We start from the raw sequence: 15,494 nt of genomic DNA, 5'->3' as shown, positions 1-15,494 counted from the left end.
AATAGCTGACGTAATTGTAGTGGGCCGCTTGTCACAATGAGTAGTCATTCCAATAACTGGTCAAGAGAAACAATTTGGATCTGGAAAAACGTGCAAAATCCATAATTTACATAACCAAAAAAAAAATCGACTAACAGTTTGGCCAATTTTATCCGTAGGGTGGGATGCCAGTTGTGCCCGGAAACAACAGGGCGACACAGAAAAAAGCGGCCAAGTCAGCGACTTGGCGGCCTTCCTATTATGATGTGGTGAATTCATTAAGTGGACTTAGCTCATGGCTATTGACATTTCGAAAAGCCGCAGCTTCCACAGGTCATACATCCTTCGACCATGCGGAGATCATATTGGCCACAACTGCTGCACGCCTGCCCTCGCTGCGCATCCAGGCCAACGACCTGCGCTTGCGGGTCCGATTTCAGCCCCATCCCTTCACCTTCGATGAACCCTGTTGCAATCATGTGTTGCTCGATCACCCCGCCGATAGCAGCCAGAATGGACGGGATATATTTGCCCTGCATCCAGGCGCCACCGCGCGGATCAAATACCGCTTTCAACTCTTCAACGACAAAGGACACGTCCCCGCCGCGCCGGAACACCGCAGAAATCATTCTTGTCAACGCAACGGTCCATGCGAAATGCTCCATGTTTTTGGAGTTGATGAATACTTCAAAAGGCCGCCGATGGCCGCCGAGCACAATGTCATTAATCGTTATGTAGAGCGCATGCTCGCTATCCGGCCACTTGACCTTGTAGGTGTTGCCTTCCAGTTCGCTAGGGCGATCCAGCGGTTCTGACATATAAATGACGTCACCATGGGGCTGCTGCGGCTCGGCGACGTCACTGGTGATCACCTCCGGAGCGCCATTGGCCGGTTTGTCCTCCGCCACGCTCAGAACCGACCCTGTCACCGCATTTGGCCGATATGTCGTGCATCCTTTGCAGCCCGTGTCCCAGGCTTGCATGTAGACGTCCTTGAAATCGTCAAAACCGATGTCCTCGGGGCAGTTGATCGTCTTCGAAATTGACGAATCCACCCATTTCTGCGCGGCGGCCTGCATCTTCACATGATCAAGCGGCGCCAGAGTCTGGGCATTGGCAAAATACTCAGGCAGAGCCTTGTCCCCGAATTTCTCGCGCCAGAGATTGACCGCGTAATCAACGACTTCCTCTTCGGTGCGCGATCCGTCCTTTTGCAGAACTTTCCGCGTGTAGGCATAGGCGAACACCGGCTCAATGCCCGAAGATACATTGCCCGCATAAAGACTGATGGTCCCTGTCGGCGCAATCGACGTCAGGAGCGCATTGCGAATACCGTGGGTCCGAACGGCATCCCGCACGTCGTCATCCATCGCCTGCATCGTGCCGGATGCCAGATAGGCATCTGCGTCGAACAAGGGGAACGGCCCTTTCTCCTTCGCCAATTGCACCGACGCCAGGTACGCGGCGCGGGCGATCGCGTGCAACCAGTCCTCGGTCTGACGCGCCGCCTCGTCGGAGCCATATCTCAAGCCCATCATCAGCAAAGCATCAGCAAGACCCGTCACGCCCAGCCCGATGCGCCGCTTGGCCTGCGCTTCTCCGGCCTGCGCTTCCAAAGGAAATCGTGACACATCCACAACGTTATCCATCATCCGAACGGCGGTGCCGACCAGCTCCTGCAGCGCAGCATCATCCAAAGCCGCCGCCTCTTCAAAGGGGTCCGACACCAGCCGCGCCAGATTGATGGATCCCAGCAGACATGCGCCATAGGGCGGCAAGGGCTGCTCGCCACAGGGATTGGTGGCAGCAATGCTCTCGCAATAGCTGAGGTTGTTGGCGGCATTGATCCGGTCGATGAAAATCACACCCGGCTCCGCGTAGTCATATGTCGCCTGCATGATCCGGTTCCAGAGATCCAATGCCTGTACCGTCCGGTAGGTCTTACCGTCGAAAACCAGATCCCAGGATGCATCCGCTTTGACCGCTTCCATAAAAGGATCAGTGACCAGAACCGACATGTTGAACATGCGCAGCCGCGCCGGGTCTGATTTTGCGGCGATAAAATCTTCGATGTCGGGATGATCACAGCGCATGGTGGCCATCATCGCCCCGCGCCGCGACCCCGCAGACATGATTGTCCGGCACATGGCATCCCACACATCCATGAAACTCAACGGACCGGAAGCATCTGCTGCAACGCCATGTACATCCGCGCCCTTGGGACGGATCGTCGAAAAATCATAGCCGATGCCACCGCCCTGCTGCATGGTCAGGGCCGCCTCCTTCAGCATCTCAAAAATGCCACCCATGCTGTCAGGCACCGTGCCCATCACGAAACAGTTGAAAAGCGTCACCGACCGCGCCGTACCCGCCCCGGCCGTAATCCGCCCCGCAGGCAGGTATTTGAAATCTTCCAGCGCCGCATAAAAGCGGTCTTCCCATACCTCCGGTTCATTCTCGGCTTTCGCGAGGTCCCGCGCGATGCGACGCCATGTATCCTCGACCGTTTTGTCTTTGGGCGTGCCGTCCGCTTCTTTGAAGCGATATTTCATGTCCCAAATCTGTTCAGCAATCGGGGCGGCAAAACGTGTCATCGGTTCCGTTCCTTGGAGTGGGGGAGATACGTAAATTAACCCAGAATCGCGAGTATTTCCACAAGAAGTTGAAGAAGACCTGCACAGTATTAATATATATAGTGTTCAGGCAGGGGATTCTGTGAGTGTTTTGGTGGGCAAAGCTGTGGATAAATGCGTCAATCTGATCAAGCTTTCCGTGGGATCGGAAAACGTGGAAAGCCTGGCAGCCTGGCAGGCCACGAAGCCTGCGCAAACCAAAGATGGTCTGCCCCGGCATGTCACGCGCATGTGGCCAAAACGCGAAGCCGAAATCCTGAACGGCGGTTCGATCTACTGGGTGATCAAAGGCGTCGTGCAATGCCGCCAAAAAGTCCTGCGTCTGGATGAAGTGATCGGAAACGATGGTATTCGCCGCTGCGCGATTGTGCTGGACCATGAAGTCATCCGCACTCAGGGCAGCCTCAAACGCCCCTTTCAGGGATGGCGTTATCTGCCAGTGAGCGATGCACCACCAGATCTGCCAAAGGGTCGCGCTTCAGAAGATCCATTGCCAGTAGAACTCAACCGTGCTCTGGCCGAGATTGGGGTTCTTTGAAGATCAAAAAGACAGCTGGTCAATCAGATTCTTGATCACGTTGCGATCCTGATCGTCGACCGGTGCCATCCGACTGCGCCAGAGCGTTGCCTGAGACTTCAGTATTGGCTCTTCCTTCAGCACTTTCAAATGGTTTGCCCGTAGCGTTTCACCGCTTGAGGTTATATCCGCAATAGCCTCGGCCGTTTCATTCGCAACAGTGCCTTCCGTTGCTCCCTGACTGTCGACCAGCGCATAGTCGGCGACACCCCCGTGACGCAGATAATCCCGCACCAGCCGGTGGTATTTTGTCGCAATCCGCAGACGCATCCCATGCGTGGTTCGGAATGCAGCGGCCACTGCATCGAGGTCATCCAGCGTGTCCACATCGACCCATGCTTTCGGGACAGCCATGACCAAATCCGCCTGACCGAAACCAAGTTCCTGCATACATTGAAGCTGCTGCTCCCAGAGGGGAAGTTTTTCCCGAACCAGATCGGTACCGGTAATCCCGAAGTGGAGACGACCGGCAGCCAACTCCCGCGGCACTTCTCCTGCGGACAGCAAGACCAAAGATACGCCTTCTATCCCCCCAACGGCGCCGGCATACTCGCGCTCCGATCCGGTACGCGTCAGTAAAACGCCACGTTGTCTGAACCAGTCAAAGGTCTTTTCCATCAACCGTCCCTTGGAGGGAACACCCAGCTTCACGGTCATGGCTGCGCCTCCAGTTCCAGCATCAATCCCGGGCGCAGAACGCCACCCACTGCGGGGATTTCCGCACCACTACCGAGGCGATGTGTAAGCGCATCATAGCGTCCGCCCGTGGCAACCGCGGGCAGATCGGGGCGTTTCGCACTGAAAAACCCAAAGACAAAGCCGTCGTAGTATTCCATCGACGTACGCCCGAAACTCGCCTCGAAAGCCAGATGTTCCACATCGACACCCCGCCTGTCGAGCGCGTCGGCCCGCATTTCGATACCTGAGACGGCAAGAGAAATTGACGGCATATCGACGGCGATGTCGCGCAGTCTCTCCAAAGCGAAGGGGGTCGTTTCCCTGACATCAAGCAAGGCGTCCAGCAGATCGACTTCCCCAGCGGACAGGGGGGCGGCAGTTGCATCTTCGCGTAATGCGTCGATGCGCCTCTCAATTTCCCTTCGGCTGCGCTTGCCCACCATGGGTATGCTGGTATCGGAAAGCGCGCCGGATAGCAGTTTTGCACGTTCATCGGATACAGGCACCCGCCCTGCGTAACGCTCAAGCAACGCCCGAAACCTGCGGGGGCGCCAGATGTGCCGGAGCAGCGCTGCCTTGCGCGGCGCTGTTGTCTGCAATCCTTTAACTGCGGCCATGAGAACACCGATATCGCCGGTCGCAGCGCGCAAATTCAGATGAACCACCGCCTCTGACAGCAATGAAAAGACTTCGGCGTCAGCGGAGGCTGGATCAGTTCGGTCAAAAATCTCGTACCCTACCTGAACGTACTCGTTGGCCCTGTCAGGGTCATGCTCCTGACGCCGGAACACTTCGCCGGAGTAAGTATACCGCGCGGGCTCAGCCCCGTGCGCCATATGCATCTGCACGACGGGCACCGTAAAATCCGGGCGCAGCATTTGCTCCCCGCGTAGCGCGTCAGACGTCACATAGGCCCGTGCCCGGATTTCCTCGCCATAAAGATCAAGCAATGTCCGCGCGGGTTGCAGAATCGGGGTCTCCACAGGTACGGCACCTGCCGCCTCGAAATCCGCCCGAAGCTCTGCTGCGCGCGCAAGCGTCTTTGCGCGATGGATCATTGATCAGCACCGCCTCCGGGCAGGCCATGTTGCGAGAGAATATCTCGCACTTTTGAAACCAGCTGATTGCGGGGAACTTCGAATTGGCTCGGACGATCTTTCCACTCTTCCAGGGTCGCACTTTCGGCGATCCGGGCACCCAGGATCAGATCCTTGATCTGAATGACGCCCTGCTCTTTTTCATCGCCCCCTTCAATGACGGCAATCGGACTGCCCCGCCGATCCGCATACTTCAGCTGGTTGCCAAAGTTCTTCGGATTGCCAAGGTAAACCTCCGCCCGAATGCCCGCACTGCGCAGCTCCGCAACCATCGCCTGATAATCTGCCATGCGGTCGCGGTCCATGACGGTCACGACGACCGGCCCCTGCATATCAGCCCGCATACGGCCCTTCGCGTGCAATGCGGCAAGCAACCGGTCCACGCCAATCGACACGCCCGTCGCCGGAACTTCTTGCCCAGTAAACCGCTTGACCAGATCGTCATAGCGCCCACCACCTGCGACGGAGCCAAACTGACGTTTACGACCCTTTTCATCGAATATCTCGAAGGTGAGTTCCGCCTCAAATACAGGACCGGTGTAATACCCAAGGCCGCGCACAACCGAAGGGTCGATCTCTATCCGATCCGGTCCGTAGCCTCCCGCTGCAAGCAAATCTGCGATGGTTTCAAGCTCGTTCACGCCCTGCACACCTATCTCGGAATCCTGCACCAGCGCACGCAGTCCGGCGACCGTTTCCGCGCCGGTGTCTGCTTTGGCTTGCATGAAACTCATGATGACATCCGCTTGCGCGTCGCTGAGCCCGGCACCATCGGTGAAATCTCCGCTTTCGTCCTTGCGTCCGGGACCGAGCAGCGCCTTGACGCCCTCCAACCCCAGCCGGTCCAGCTTGTCGATGGCCCGCAACACAATGCCCCGTTCGGATTGCCTGTCATCGCCGGACAGGCCCGCAACTTCAAGCACACCGTTCAGGACTTTGCGGTTGTTGACGCGCACTACATAGTCGCCGCGTGGAATGCCAACCTCTTCAAGACAATCGGCCAGCATGGCGCAAATCTCCGCGTCCGCAGCAACCGAAGGCGCGCCCACCGTATCCGCATCACATTGATAGAACTGGCGAAACCGGCCCGGACCGGGCTTCTCATTACGCCAGACCGGGCCCATCGCGTAGCGGCGATACGGCTTGGGCAAATCATTCTGATGCTGCGCGTATACGCGGGCCAGTGGTGCAGTCAGATCATAGCGCAGCGCCAGCCAATCACCCGGCTTTTCGCCTTCTGCATCTTCTTGCCAGGCAAAGACACCTTCATTTGGGCGGTCCACATCTGGTAGAAACTTTCCCAAAGCCTCAACCGTTTCCACGCCGGAGCTTTCGAGCGCATCGAACCCGTAACGATGATAGACCGCCGCGATCTTGCGCAGCATTTCGGCACGTTGCGTCACTTCGGCACCGAAATAATCACGGAAACCCTTGGGCGTCTCTGCCTTGGGGCGCGGGGTCTTTTTGGTTTTGGCCATGGTTCTACCTTTGGCGTTTGGGCTCGCGCGCGGTCTAGCGGATGGGGCTGGAACAGACAAGGCGGCGATGACACTTGATGATTATGGCTTTATCGCATCGGCTCCCCATGATACGCGACCGCCTTCAATCAAAGGAAATCGCCATGGAAAAGCTCGAAGAACAGATTGCGCATTTAACGCGCGTGGTCGACGATCTGTCCGATGTGATTGCCCGACAGGAAACTGAAATTGCAACCTTGAACCGCCGCGTATTCATGTTGATGCAGCGTGAAGGGGAACGCGACGCACAACAATCCGGCGGTGTGGTTGTTGGCGACGAACGGCCCCCTCATTACTAGAGCTCTTCGACCTCCAGAACACCAGCGAGCGATCTTATGGCGCCCTTGATTTGCGGATTTACAACGAACTCCTGACCAAGCTCGACCTCCACCTCGCCGGGCAAGGTCGGATCCATCAAACAAAGCTCCACGGGCCCCCGCGCGGCGGTTTTTACGGCGTTTGCGGCCCCCTCCAACACCTTTGCCACAGCGGTGATCGCCTCGGGCGCTTCGACAAATACCCTGAGCCCCATGCCGCCCGCGTCTGCCGTGACAACGTCGATCGGCGACACCGATCGCGCCAACAGCTTAAGCTGATCGGCCTCCAGGCTCGCTTCGACGGCGATGACGACCTTCGCCCCGGTTTCAAGATGCTCGCGGGATTTTTCGAGTGTTTCAGAGAAAAGCGTTACCTCATACGCGCCGGTGGTGTCCGACATCTGGCAAAAGGCGAAACGGTTGCCACGCGCAGATTTGCGCTCCTGCCTGCCCGCGACGATGCCCGCCAGCTTCGCATTCATCGGACCTGACTGCGCTTTTTCCAGGACTTCATCCAATGTCAGAATACCCTTGCGCTTCAACGGCCCCATGTAATCGTCGAGGGGGTGACCAGAGAGATAAAAGCCCACCGCCTTGAATTCTTCGCCAAGCCGTTCGGCAGGCAGCCAATCTTCCATCGGATGCAGCCTTGGCTCTGGTAAGTCCTCCCCCGCCTCTCCAAACAACGACACCTGATTGGAGGCCTTTTGTTCATGAATCGCCGCTGAATACCCGACAAGCGCGTCCAGCGCGCCGAACACACGGCGGCGATTGGGGTCGAGTTGATCAAATGCGCCAGAGCGCGCCAACATCTCCAACGGGCGCTTTCCCACGCGTTTGAGATCGACCCGGCGCGCAAGATCAAACAGCGTCGCAAAGGGTCTGTCACCTTTGCCATCGGTGATCAGCCTCATCGCCTCAACGCCTACGTTTTTCAACGCACCAAGCGCATAGATGAGCGCCCCATCCACCACTTTGAACGTCGCATCCGAGCGGTTCACACAAGGGGGCACCCAGGGCAATTCAAGCTGCTTGCGCACCTCTTCGAAATAAACGGCCAGTTTATCGGTCAGATGAATATCGCAATTCATCACGCCAGCCATGAATTCGACAGGATGGTTCGCTTTCAGCCACGCAGTCTGATAGCTGACCACCGCATAGGCCGCCGCGTGCGACTTGTTGAAGCCGTAGTTGGCAAATTTTTCCAAAAGGTCGAAAACTTCGGTGGCCTTTTTCTTCTCCACCCCGTTTTCCATCGCTCCCTTTTCGAATTTAGGACGTTCCTTGGCCATCTCTTCGGCAATCTTCTTGCCCATGGCGCGACGCAGCAAATCGGCACCGCCAAGGCTGTATCCGGCCATGACCTGCGCGATCTGCATCACCTGCTCCTGATAAACGATGATCCCTTGGGTTTCCTCCAGGATATCGTCGATCAGCGGGTGAATGGATTCGCGGTTCTTCAGCCCGTTCTTGACCTCGCAATAAGTCGGAATGTTCTCCATCGGGCCGGGCCGGTAGAGCGCAACCAGCGCCACGATATCCTCAATACAGGTGGGCTTCATACGTTTGAGGGCATCCATCATGCCCGAACTTTCAACCTGAAAAACCGCAACCGTCTTGGCAGAGGCATAAAGCTTGTAGGACGCGTCATCATCCAAAGGAATGGTGCCAATGTCATCTTCGAGCCCATCGGGCGGCTGAAAAAGCTCCGTCCCATCCGCCGCAATGTGCAGATGACGACCCGACGCCTTGATCTGATCCACCGCGTTCTGAATGACAGTCAGGGTTTTCAGGCCCAGAAAGTCGAATTTCACCAACCCGGCCTGTTCCACCCATTTCATGTTGAATTGCGTGGCGGGCATGTCCGAACGTGGATCCTGATAGAGCGGCACCAGCGCATCCAGTGGCCGATCCCCGATCACCACACCCGCCGCGTGGGTAGACGCATTCCGGAGCAGACCCTCGACCTGCTGACCATAGTCGAGCAGGCGCGCCACAACCTCTTCGTTGCGGGCTTCTTCACGCAGACGCGGCTCATCTGCCAACGCCTTTTCGATGGAGACAGGTTTGACCCCTTCAACCGGGATCATTTTGGACAAACGATCCACCTGACCGTACGGCATTTGCAATACACGTCCGATATCGCGCACCGCCGCCTTTGACAAAAGCGCACCAAAAGTGATGATTTGCCCGACCTTATCGCGGCCATACTTATCCTGAACGTACCGAATGACCTCTTCACGCCGATCCATACAGAAGTCGATGTCGAAATCGGGCATGGACACGCGTTCAGGGTTCAAAAATCGTTCAAACAGCAGATTGTAGCGCAGCGGATCCAGATCCGTGATGGTCAGCGCATAGGCCACCAGAGAGCCCGCACCCGACCCCCGGCCCGGGCCGACCGGAATGTGATTGTCCTTGGCCCATTTGATGAAATCCGCAACGATCAGAAAATAACCCGGAAACCCCATCCCTTCGATGATGTCCAATTCGAAATCGAGCCGTTTCTCGTACTCTTCCACGCTGGTGGCATGCGGAATGACGGACAGCCGGTTTTTCAAACCGGCGTGCGACTGGCGCCTGAGCTCTTCAATCTCGTTATCGGCAAACCGGGGCAGAATGGGGTCGCGTCGATAGGCCTGAAACGCGCAGCGCTTTGCAATCTCAACCGTGTTTTCAATGGCTTCGGGGAGATCGGCAAAAAGTGTCACCATCTCGGACTGTGACTTGAAATAGTGCTGCGCCGTAAGGCGGCGGCGTGCATCCTGCTGATCGACATAAGCCCCTTCGGCAATGCAGATCAGCGCATCATGGGCCTCATACATGTCGGATTTGGGGAAATAGACGTCATTGGTCGCGACCAAGGGCAAATCCATCGCATAGGCCATCTCCACAAAGCCCCGTTCGGTCAGACGTTCCGCTTCGGGTTGCCCATTCTCATCCGGATGGCGCTGCAATTCCACATACAGCCTGTCGCCGAAAGCCGCCTTCAACTGGTTCATCAACGTCTGAGCCGCTGGTTTTTGCCCCCCTTGCAGCAACATCCCAACCGGGCCATTTGCACCACCCGTTAAGCAAATCACATCCGCAGCATGCGTTTCCAGTTCATCCAGACTGACTTGCGGCAGCGCACCGCCCTTGTCCAGATAGAGGCAGGAATTGAGCTTCATCAGGTTTTCATAACCGACCTCGGATTGAGCCAATAAAACCAGCGGCGCAGGCAGGCGCGGTTTCTCTCCAGGGTGCGTTTGCATGTAAGTGACATCGACCTGACAACCGAGGATCGGCTGTACACCAGCACCAGACATCGCAACAGAAAACTCCAGTGCTGCGAACATGTTGTTTGTGTCGGTCAGCGCCAGTGCTGGCATCTGCGCGTCACGGCATAGGCCAGGCAATTTCTTGAGACGCAAAGCCCCTTCCAACAACGAGTATTCGGAATGGCTGCGCAGATGAATGAATCGGGGATCAGAGCTCATGACGTGACCCTAGAGGACCATATTGATCGCTGCCAGAGGGAAGAAGATCGCGATGCCAGATTTCGTCAGGACCTATTCAAGCCACGGTAGAAATACATATTTTTACTTGCAAAACGACATTGCGTGCGCTTAGCCTCTGTTTGCTTAACGCCTGCCTGACGTTCTACGCCGCATCGAACGCATGGCAGTCCGGGCCCTTGGTACCGCGGCGGATCTGACTAAATGAACTCAGCGTTTCGCCGAATTGGAGAAACAGAGGCGCAGCGCTTGCGGGTGTTGCTCTTGGATCGGGTTACCCGCTCGATCGACAAAGCCACAATTCTCTCAATCCCGAACTTGCGGACGACACTTTGATGACGCCCTTGTTGTCGCTCAAGGGGCTGACCAAGGCCTACCCGGGTGTTGTCGCGAACGACGATGTATCTTTGGAAATCAACCCCGGAGAAGTGCATTCCCTGCTAGGCGAAAACGGCGCCGGCAAATCAACGCTCGTCAAAATGATCTATGGGTTGGTCAAGCCGGATCATGGCGAGATGAAAATGAACGGCGTAGCCTACGCCCCGTCCGAGCCCCGCGCGGCGCGCGGTTCTGGTGTGGGAATGGTCTTCCAGCACTTTTCCCTCTTTGACGCGCTGAGTGTTGCCGAAAATATCGCCCTGGGCATGGAGAACGCACCTAAACTGACCGCATTGTCGGAACAAATCAGGAAGGTCTCCGACACCTATGGATTGCCGCTGGCACCCGACAGGATTGTGGGTGACCTGTCTGCGGGAGAAAGACAGCGAGTCGAGATCATCCGCTGTTTGTTGCAGGAACCTAAATTGCTGATCATGGATGAACCGACATCGGTTCTGACGCCGCAGGAAGTGGACATTCTGTTTCAGACCCTGCGCAAGCTAAGCGCCGAAGGAACGGCGATTTTGTATATATCCCATAAGCTTGAAGAAATCCGGAGCCTGTGCGATTCAGCAACAATTCTGCGGCTTGGCAAGGTCGTCGGCACCTGTGTCCCGCGCGAAACTACAGCGCGGGAGATGGCCGAAATGATGGTCGGTAAAGTCCTCGGGACACCAACGCGCGCCGGTGTCACATTGGGAGAAATTGTGCTTGAGGTCAGCGCGTTGTCGCTGCCATCACCTTCCGCGTTCGGCATGCCCTTGCGGGAAGTTTCCATTCAACTGCGCAAGGGTGAGATTCTGGGCGTCGGCGGCGTCGCTGGCAACGGGCAGGACGAGCTGCTGGCGGCATTATCAGGCGAACTCCTGTCACCTGCGGGCAGTATCAAGATGAGGAATGAAGACATTGGGCATCTGGGGCCCAACGCGCGGCGCGCAATCGGGTTACTGGCAGCCCCAGAAGAGCGATTGGGCCATGCCGCCGCGCCGGATATGTCTTTGACCGAAAACGCTATGCTCACAGGAGCGGCGCGCCAGAACCTGGAGCGGAATGGTTTTTTGAACTGGCCCGCAGCACGTGGCTTCGCAGAAAAAATTATCGAAGCATTTGATGTACGTACGCCCGGCCCGGGAAATGCCGCACGGTCCCTCTCCGGCGGTAACCTGCAAAAATTTGTTATCGGTCGCGAGGTATTGCAGCGCCCCGATGTGCTGGTCGTCAATCAACCGACATGGGGCGTTGATGCCTCCGCTGCGGCCGCCATCCGGCAGTCATTGCTCGATCTGGCGGGCAAGGGGGCTGCGGTCATCGTGATCAGCCAGGACCTCGACGAGTTGATGGAAATTTCTGACCATTTTGCAGCGCTCAACGAAGGACGGTTGTCGGAGCCGTGCAGCACGGATGGTCTCTCGGTCGAGCAGATCGGGCTGATGATGGGCGGCGCACATGGCATGGAGGTGGCGCATGTCTGAACGTCTGAAGCCAACGATCCTTCTTGACCCACGGGGCGTACCGCAATGATTGCGCTGGAAAAACGCCCCGAACCCAGTCGCGCCTTTTCTTATTTGACGCCTGTTCTTGCGGTGATCGCCACTTTCTTTTTTGGCGGGTTGCTCTTTGCGGCCTTGGGCAAGGATCCGGTGACCTCCATTCTCACCATCTTCTGGGAACCGCTTTTTGGCGAGTTCTCGTTTTATTATCGCCCGCAGCTTCTGATCAAGGGCGCGCCGCTCGTTCTGATCGCGATTGGTCTGAGTCTTGGCTTCAAGGCCGGTATCTGGAACATCGGGGCCGAAGGGCAGTACATCATGGGCGCGCTTTTCGGGGCCGGGGCCGGGCTGGCCTTCTACCCCAGTGAAAATGTCCTGATCTTTCCGTTTATGGTGCTGGCGGGTGCATTCGGCGGCTGGCTCTGGGCGATGATCCCCGCTTTCCTGAAGGTAAAATTCGGGACGAATGAAATCCTCGTATCGCTGATGCTGGTCTATGTGGCGGAGCAGTTCTTGGCCTCCATGTCTTTGGGATTGCTGAAAAACCCGGAAGGCTTCGGATTTCCGGGCAGCCGTAACCTGCAACAATATGCTTCCGCCCATAACGCCGAGATCATTGCCGGGTCTGGCATGCATTGGGGTGTTGTCGCGGCCCTGATTGCCGTGATTTTTGCCTATGTGCTGCTGGCGCGGCACCGGCTGGGATTTGCGGTTCGGGTCACCGGCGAAGCCCCGCGCGCGGCGCGGTTTGCTGGTGTCAATCCAAACCGGCTGATCCTCTTCTGCCTTGGCACATCTGGTCTGCTAGCCGGACTTGCCGGTCTTTTCGAAGTCTCCGGCCCGGCGGGGCAGGTCAGCATCGACTTTAACGTAGGATACGGTTTCACAGCCATCATTGTGGCGTTTCTGGGCCGCCTGCATCCCATCGGCATCGTGCTTGCGGGGCTGTTGATGGCGCTGACCTACATTGGCGGTGACATAGCGCAAAGCCAATTGGGCCTGCCTGCCGCGGCCATTCAGGTCTTTCAGGGCATGTTGCTGTTCTTCCTGCTGGCGCTGGACATGTTCACGAACTACAGGCTGCGTTTTGGCCGGTCGGAGGCCGCATAATGGACCTTTCAGTCATTAATCCGATCCTGCTATTTGCTGCACTGATGAGTGCCGCGACACCCATTCTGCTGGCGGCCACCGGCGAGCTTGTGGTCGAGCGTGCGGGTGTCCTGAACCTCGGTGTCGAAGGCATGATGATCCTCGGAGCGATCTGCGGCTTTGCCATTGCGGTTGAAACCGGGTCCCCGATCATCGGCTTTGTGGCAGCGGCTGCGGGTGGCGCGGTGCTCAGTCTGCTTTTCGCGTTTCTGACCCAGATTACGCTGGCCAATCAAGTGGCTTCCGGCCTCGCGCTCACGCTCTTTGGTCTGGGTTTGTCGGCCCTTCTGGGGCAGGGGTATGTGGGTATCAAACCACCGCGTCTGCCGGATATCAACTTCGGGTTTCTGGCGGAAATTCCGGTCATCGGACCGGTCGTCTTTTCCCATGACCCGATCCTTTATTTCGGCATTGGCCTGGTTGCGGCAGTCTGGGCGACGCTCAAATATACCCGCGTCGGTCTGGTTCTGCGGGCCGTCGGCGAAAACCACGACGCGGCCCATGCGCTTGGCTACAAGGTCGTTCGCATCCGCACGCTTGCCATAATGTTCGGCGGTGCCTGCGCGGGCATGGGGGGCGCCTACATCAGCCTGATCCGCGTGCCGCAATGGACCGAAGGGATGACGGCGGGCGTTGGCTGGATCGCGCTCGCGCTGGTTGTCTTTGCCAGTTGGAAACCCTGGCGCGTTCTGCTGGGTGCCTATCTTTTTGGCGGGATCACGCAATTGCAGCTCAATCTGCAGGGGGCGGGCGTTGCCATTCCCGTCGAATATCTGGCAATGTCACCCTATCTGATCACCATCGTCGTACTGGTCATCCTGTCTGCGGATAAAAGTGCGGCACCCGGCTCTTTGGGCCGAACATTCCACGCCTCGCACTAGAGGCCAATCAACGCTCCAAACAAGGGGCTGCACAACATGGGGAAGACCTGAAATGAAAATCACAACCCTTTTGGCCAGCGCTGCGGTGGCGCTGGGTCTGGCCACAAGCGCCTTTGCCGATGGCCACGAAAAAACCAAGGTTGGTTTCGTCTACGTGGGCCCGGTCGGCGACGGCGGCTGGACCTATGAACACAACAAGGGCCGCCTTGCGGTCGAAGAGGCATTTGGCGATGCGGTTGAGACCGTGTTCGTGGAGAACGTGGCAGAAGGCCCGGACAGCGAGCGCGTGATGACACAAATGGCGCTTGACGGGGCGGATCTGATCTTCACCACGTCGTTTGGCTACATGGATCCGACGATCAACATCGCCAAGAAGTTCCCGAAGGTGAAATTTGAACATGCTACGGGCTACAAACGTGCGGAGAATGTCTCGACCTATTCGGCGCGGTTCTACGAAGGGCGCGCGATCCAGGGACATATCGCCGGGTCGATGACCAAATCGAATATCATCGGGTATATCGGGTCTTTCCCCATTCCCGAAGTGATCCGGGGCATCAATTCCGCCTATATTCATGCGAAAAAAGTAAATCCTGACGTGCAGTTCAAGATTGTTTGGGCCTACACTTGGTTTGATCCTGCCAAAGAAGCGGACGCGGCCAAAGTTCTGATCGAACAGGGGGCTGATGTTGTTCTGCAACACACGGATTCGACCGCGCCACAGGCGGCCGCACAGGAAGCGGGGAATGTGATCACCTTTGGTCAGGCGTCCGATATGGGCCAATATGCGCCCCTGCCGCGCGTTTCCTCGATCATTGATGACTGGGCGCCCTACTACATCGCGCGGACAAAAGCGGTGATGGATGGCACCTGGGAAAGTGTTGACACATGGGACGGCATCGGCGCGGGCATGGTCGGGATTGGCGAGATTTCTGACGCGGTGCCGGCCGACGTGAAGGCCGAAGCGCTGGCGATGAAAGACGCGATTGCCTCCGGCGAATATCACCCCTTCACCGGCCCTTTGAAAAAGCAGGACGGCAGCGATTGGCTGGCGGATGGCGAAGTGGCCGATGACGGCACCCTTGCGGGCATGAGCTTTTATGTCGAGGGCATTGAAGGCGATATTCCGAACTGATCCATCTGACATCAGCCCCAAGCGATGCTCCGGCCCAACCGCCGGGGCATTTTTTTTCGACCACTGCCCGAATGGTCACCAAGGCGTACGCGCAACACCGCGAGGCGGCCCGGACATGCCCCCTGGCCCGGGTCCCAAACCGGCCCGCAAAACAAGGGATATCCCCGGC

At 57.4% G+C, this 15,494-nt stretch carries 11 protein-coding genes; 6 read left to right on the top strand and 5 right to left on the bottom strand.

Annotated features, from left to right (window positions below; translation table 11 throughout):
- Positions 1-278: 278 nt before the first annotated feature.
- Positions 279-2,573, bottom strand: coding sequence for an adenosylcobalamin-dependent ribonucleoside-diphosphate reductase (locus Q0802_RS04095; RefSeq protein WP_298913977.1), 2,295 nt, complete (start codon positions 2,571-2,573; stop codon positions 279-281).
- Positions 2,574-2,718: 145 nt separating this feature from the next.
- On the opposite strand from Q0802_RS04095, the gene Q0802_RS04090 reads away from it, so the two are divergent.
- Positions 2,719-3,150 carry a DUF1489 domain-containing protein gene (locus Q0802_RS04090; protein WP_298915256.1) on the top strand — a complete coding sequence of 144 codons (432 nt, stop codon included), beginning with the start codon at positions 2,719-2,721 and terminating at the stop codon, positions 3,148-3,150.
- 3 nt (positions 3,151-3,153) lie between these two features.
- On the opposite strand, the gene hisG is transcribed toward Q0802_RS04090, so the two are convergent.
- The 3 genes from hisG to hisS are packed head-to-tail and all read right to left on the bottom strand — an operon-like array spanning position 3,154 to position 6,442.
- Positions 3,154-3,846, bottom strand: coding sequence for an ATP phosphoribosyltransferase (hisG, locus tag Q0802_RS04085; protein ID WP_298913974.1), 693 nt, complete (start codon positions 3,844-3,846; stop codon positions 3,154-3,156).
- Entirely contained in the window at positions 3,843-4,925 is a 1,083-nt protein-coding gene (locus Q0802_RS04080; RefSeq protein WP_298913971.1) for an ATP phosphoribosyltransferase regulatory subunit, read from the bottom strand. Before Q0802_RS04080 ends, hisG begins: the two co-directional genes overlap by 4 nt.
- On the bottom strand, positions 4,922-6,442 hold the full coding sequence (gene hisS / locus Q0802_RS04075; protein WP_298913969.1) for a histidine--tRNA ligase: 1,521 nt from the start codon (positions 6,440-6,442) through the stop codon (positions 4,922-4,924). Before hisS ends, Q0802_RS04080 begins: the two co-directional genes overlap by 4 nt.
- Before the next feature lie 143 nt (positions 6,443-6,585).
- Between hisS and Q0802_RS04070 the strand changes: the two genes are divergently transcribed.
- A complete protein-coding gene (locus Q0802_RS04070; RefSeq protein ID WP_298913967.1) occupies positions 6,586-6,780 on the top strand; it encodes a SlyX family protein in 195 nt (64 codons plus the stop codon).
- Here the strand turns inward: Q0802_RS04070 and dnaE are convergent.
- The gene (gene dnaE, locus Q0802_RS04065) at positions 6,777-10,277 is read right to left on the bottom strand and encodes a DNA polymerase III subunit alpha (protein WP_298913965.1); all 3,501 of its coding nucleotides are present in this window, start codon (positions 10,275-10,277) and stop codon (positions 6,777-6,779) included. The genes Q0802_RS04070 and dnaE overlap by 4 nt on opposite strands.
- Before the next feature lie 353 nt (positions 10,278-10,630).
- Between dnaE and Q0802_RS04060 the strand changes: the two genes are divergently transcribed.
- From Q0802_RS04060 to Q0802_RS04045, 4 genes are read left to right on the top strand one after another with little or no spacing between them, the layout of a single operon-like run.
- Positions 10,631-12,145: an ABC transporter ATP-binding protein gene (locus Q0802_RS04060; RefSeq protein ID WP_298913963.1), complete on the top strand. Its 1,515-nt coding sequence runs from the start codon at positions 10,631-10,633 to the stop codon at positions 12,143-12,145.
- Positions 12,146-12,190: 45 nt separating this feature from the next.
- A complete protein-coding gene (locus tag Q0802_RS04055; protein ID WP_298913961.1) occupies positions 12,191-13,273 on the top strand; it encodes an ABC transporter permease in 1,083 nt (360 codons plus the stop codon).
- Positions 13,273-14,193, top strand: a complete 921-nt coding sequence (locus Q0802_RS04050) for an ABC transporter permease (RefSeq protein WP_298913959.1) — start codon at positions 13,273-13,275, stop codon at positions 14,191-14,193. Before Q0802_RS04055 ends, Q0802_RS04050 begins: the two co-directional genes overlap by 1 nt.
- 52 nt (positions 14,194-14,245) lie before the next feature.
- Positions 14,246-15,325 carry a BMP family ABC transporter substrate-binding protein gene (locus Q0802_RS04045; protein WP_298913957.1) on the top strand — a complete coding sequence of 360 codons (1,080 nt, stop codon included), beginning with the start codon at positions 14,246-14,248 and terminating at the stop codon, positions 15,323-15,325.
- Positions 15,326-15,494 lie beyond the last annotated feature (169 nt).

The organism is uncultured Roseobacter sp. (genome assembly GCF_947495275.1).
Lineage (GTDB): Bacteria > Pseudomonadota > Alphaproteobacteria > Rhodobacterales > Rhodobacteraceae > Roseobacter.
The sequence above is the reverse complement of the archived record's forward strand: the minus strand, read 5'-3'. Positions and strand labels throughout refer to the sequence as shown.

Excerpts from the sequence above, each read along its gene's own strand:
- Q0802_RS04095 (WP_298913977.1), bottom strand. The coding sequence starts at position 2,573 with ATGACACGTTTTGCCGCCCCGATTGCTGAACAGATTTGGGACATGAAA.
- dnaE (WP_298913965.1), bottom strand. The coding sequence starts at position 10,277 with ATGAGCTCTGATCCCCGATTCATTCATCTGCGCAGCCATTCCGAATAC.
- Q0802_RS04050 (WP_298913959.1), top strand. The coding sequence starts at position 13,273 with ATGGACCTTTCAGTCATTAATCCGATCCTGCTATTTGCTGCACTGATG.
- hisS (WP_298913969.1), bottom strand. The coding sequence starts at position 6,442 with ATGGCCAAAACCAAAAAGACCCCGCGCCCCAAGGCAGAGACGCCCAAG.
- Q0802_RS04080 (WP_298913971.1), bottom strand. The coding sequence starts at position 4,925 with ATGATCCATCGCGCAAAGACGCTTGCGCGCGCAGCAGAGCTTCGGGCG.
- Q0802_RS04045 (WP_298913957.1), top strand. The coding sequence starts at position 14,246 with ATGAAAATCACAACCCTTTTGGCCAGCGCTGCGGTGGCGCTGGGTCTG.
- Q0802_RS04060 (WP_298913963.1), top strand. The coding sequence starts at position 10,631 with ATGACGCCCTTGTTGTCGCTCAAGGGGCTGACCAAGGCCTACCCGGGT.
- Q0802_RS04070 (WP_298913967.1), top strand. The coding sequence starts at position 6,586 with ATGGAAAAGCTCGAAGAACAGATTGCGCATTTAACGCGCGTGGTCGAC.
- Q0802_RS04055 (WP_298913961.1), top strand. The coding sequence starts at position 12,191 with ATGATTGCGCTGGAAAAACGCCCCGAACCCAGTCGCGCCTTTTCTTAT.
- hisG (WP_298913974.1), bottom strand. The coding sequence starts at position 3,846 with ATGACCGTGAAGCTGGGTGTTCCCTCCAAGGGACGGTTGATGGAAAAG.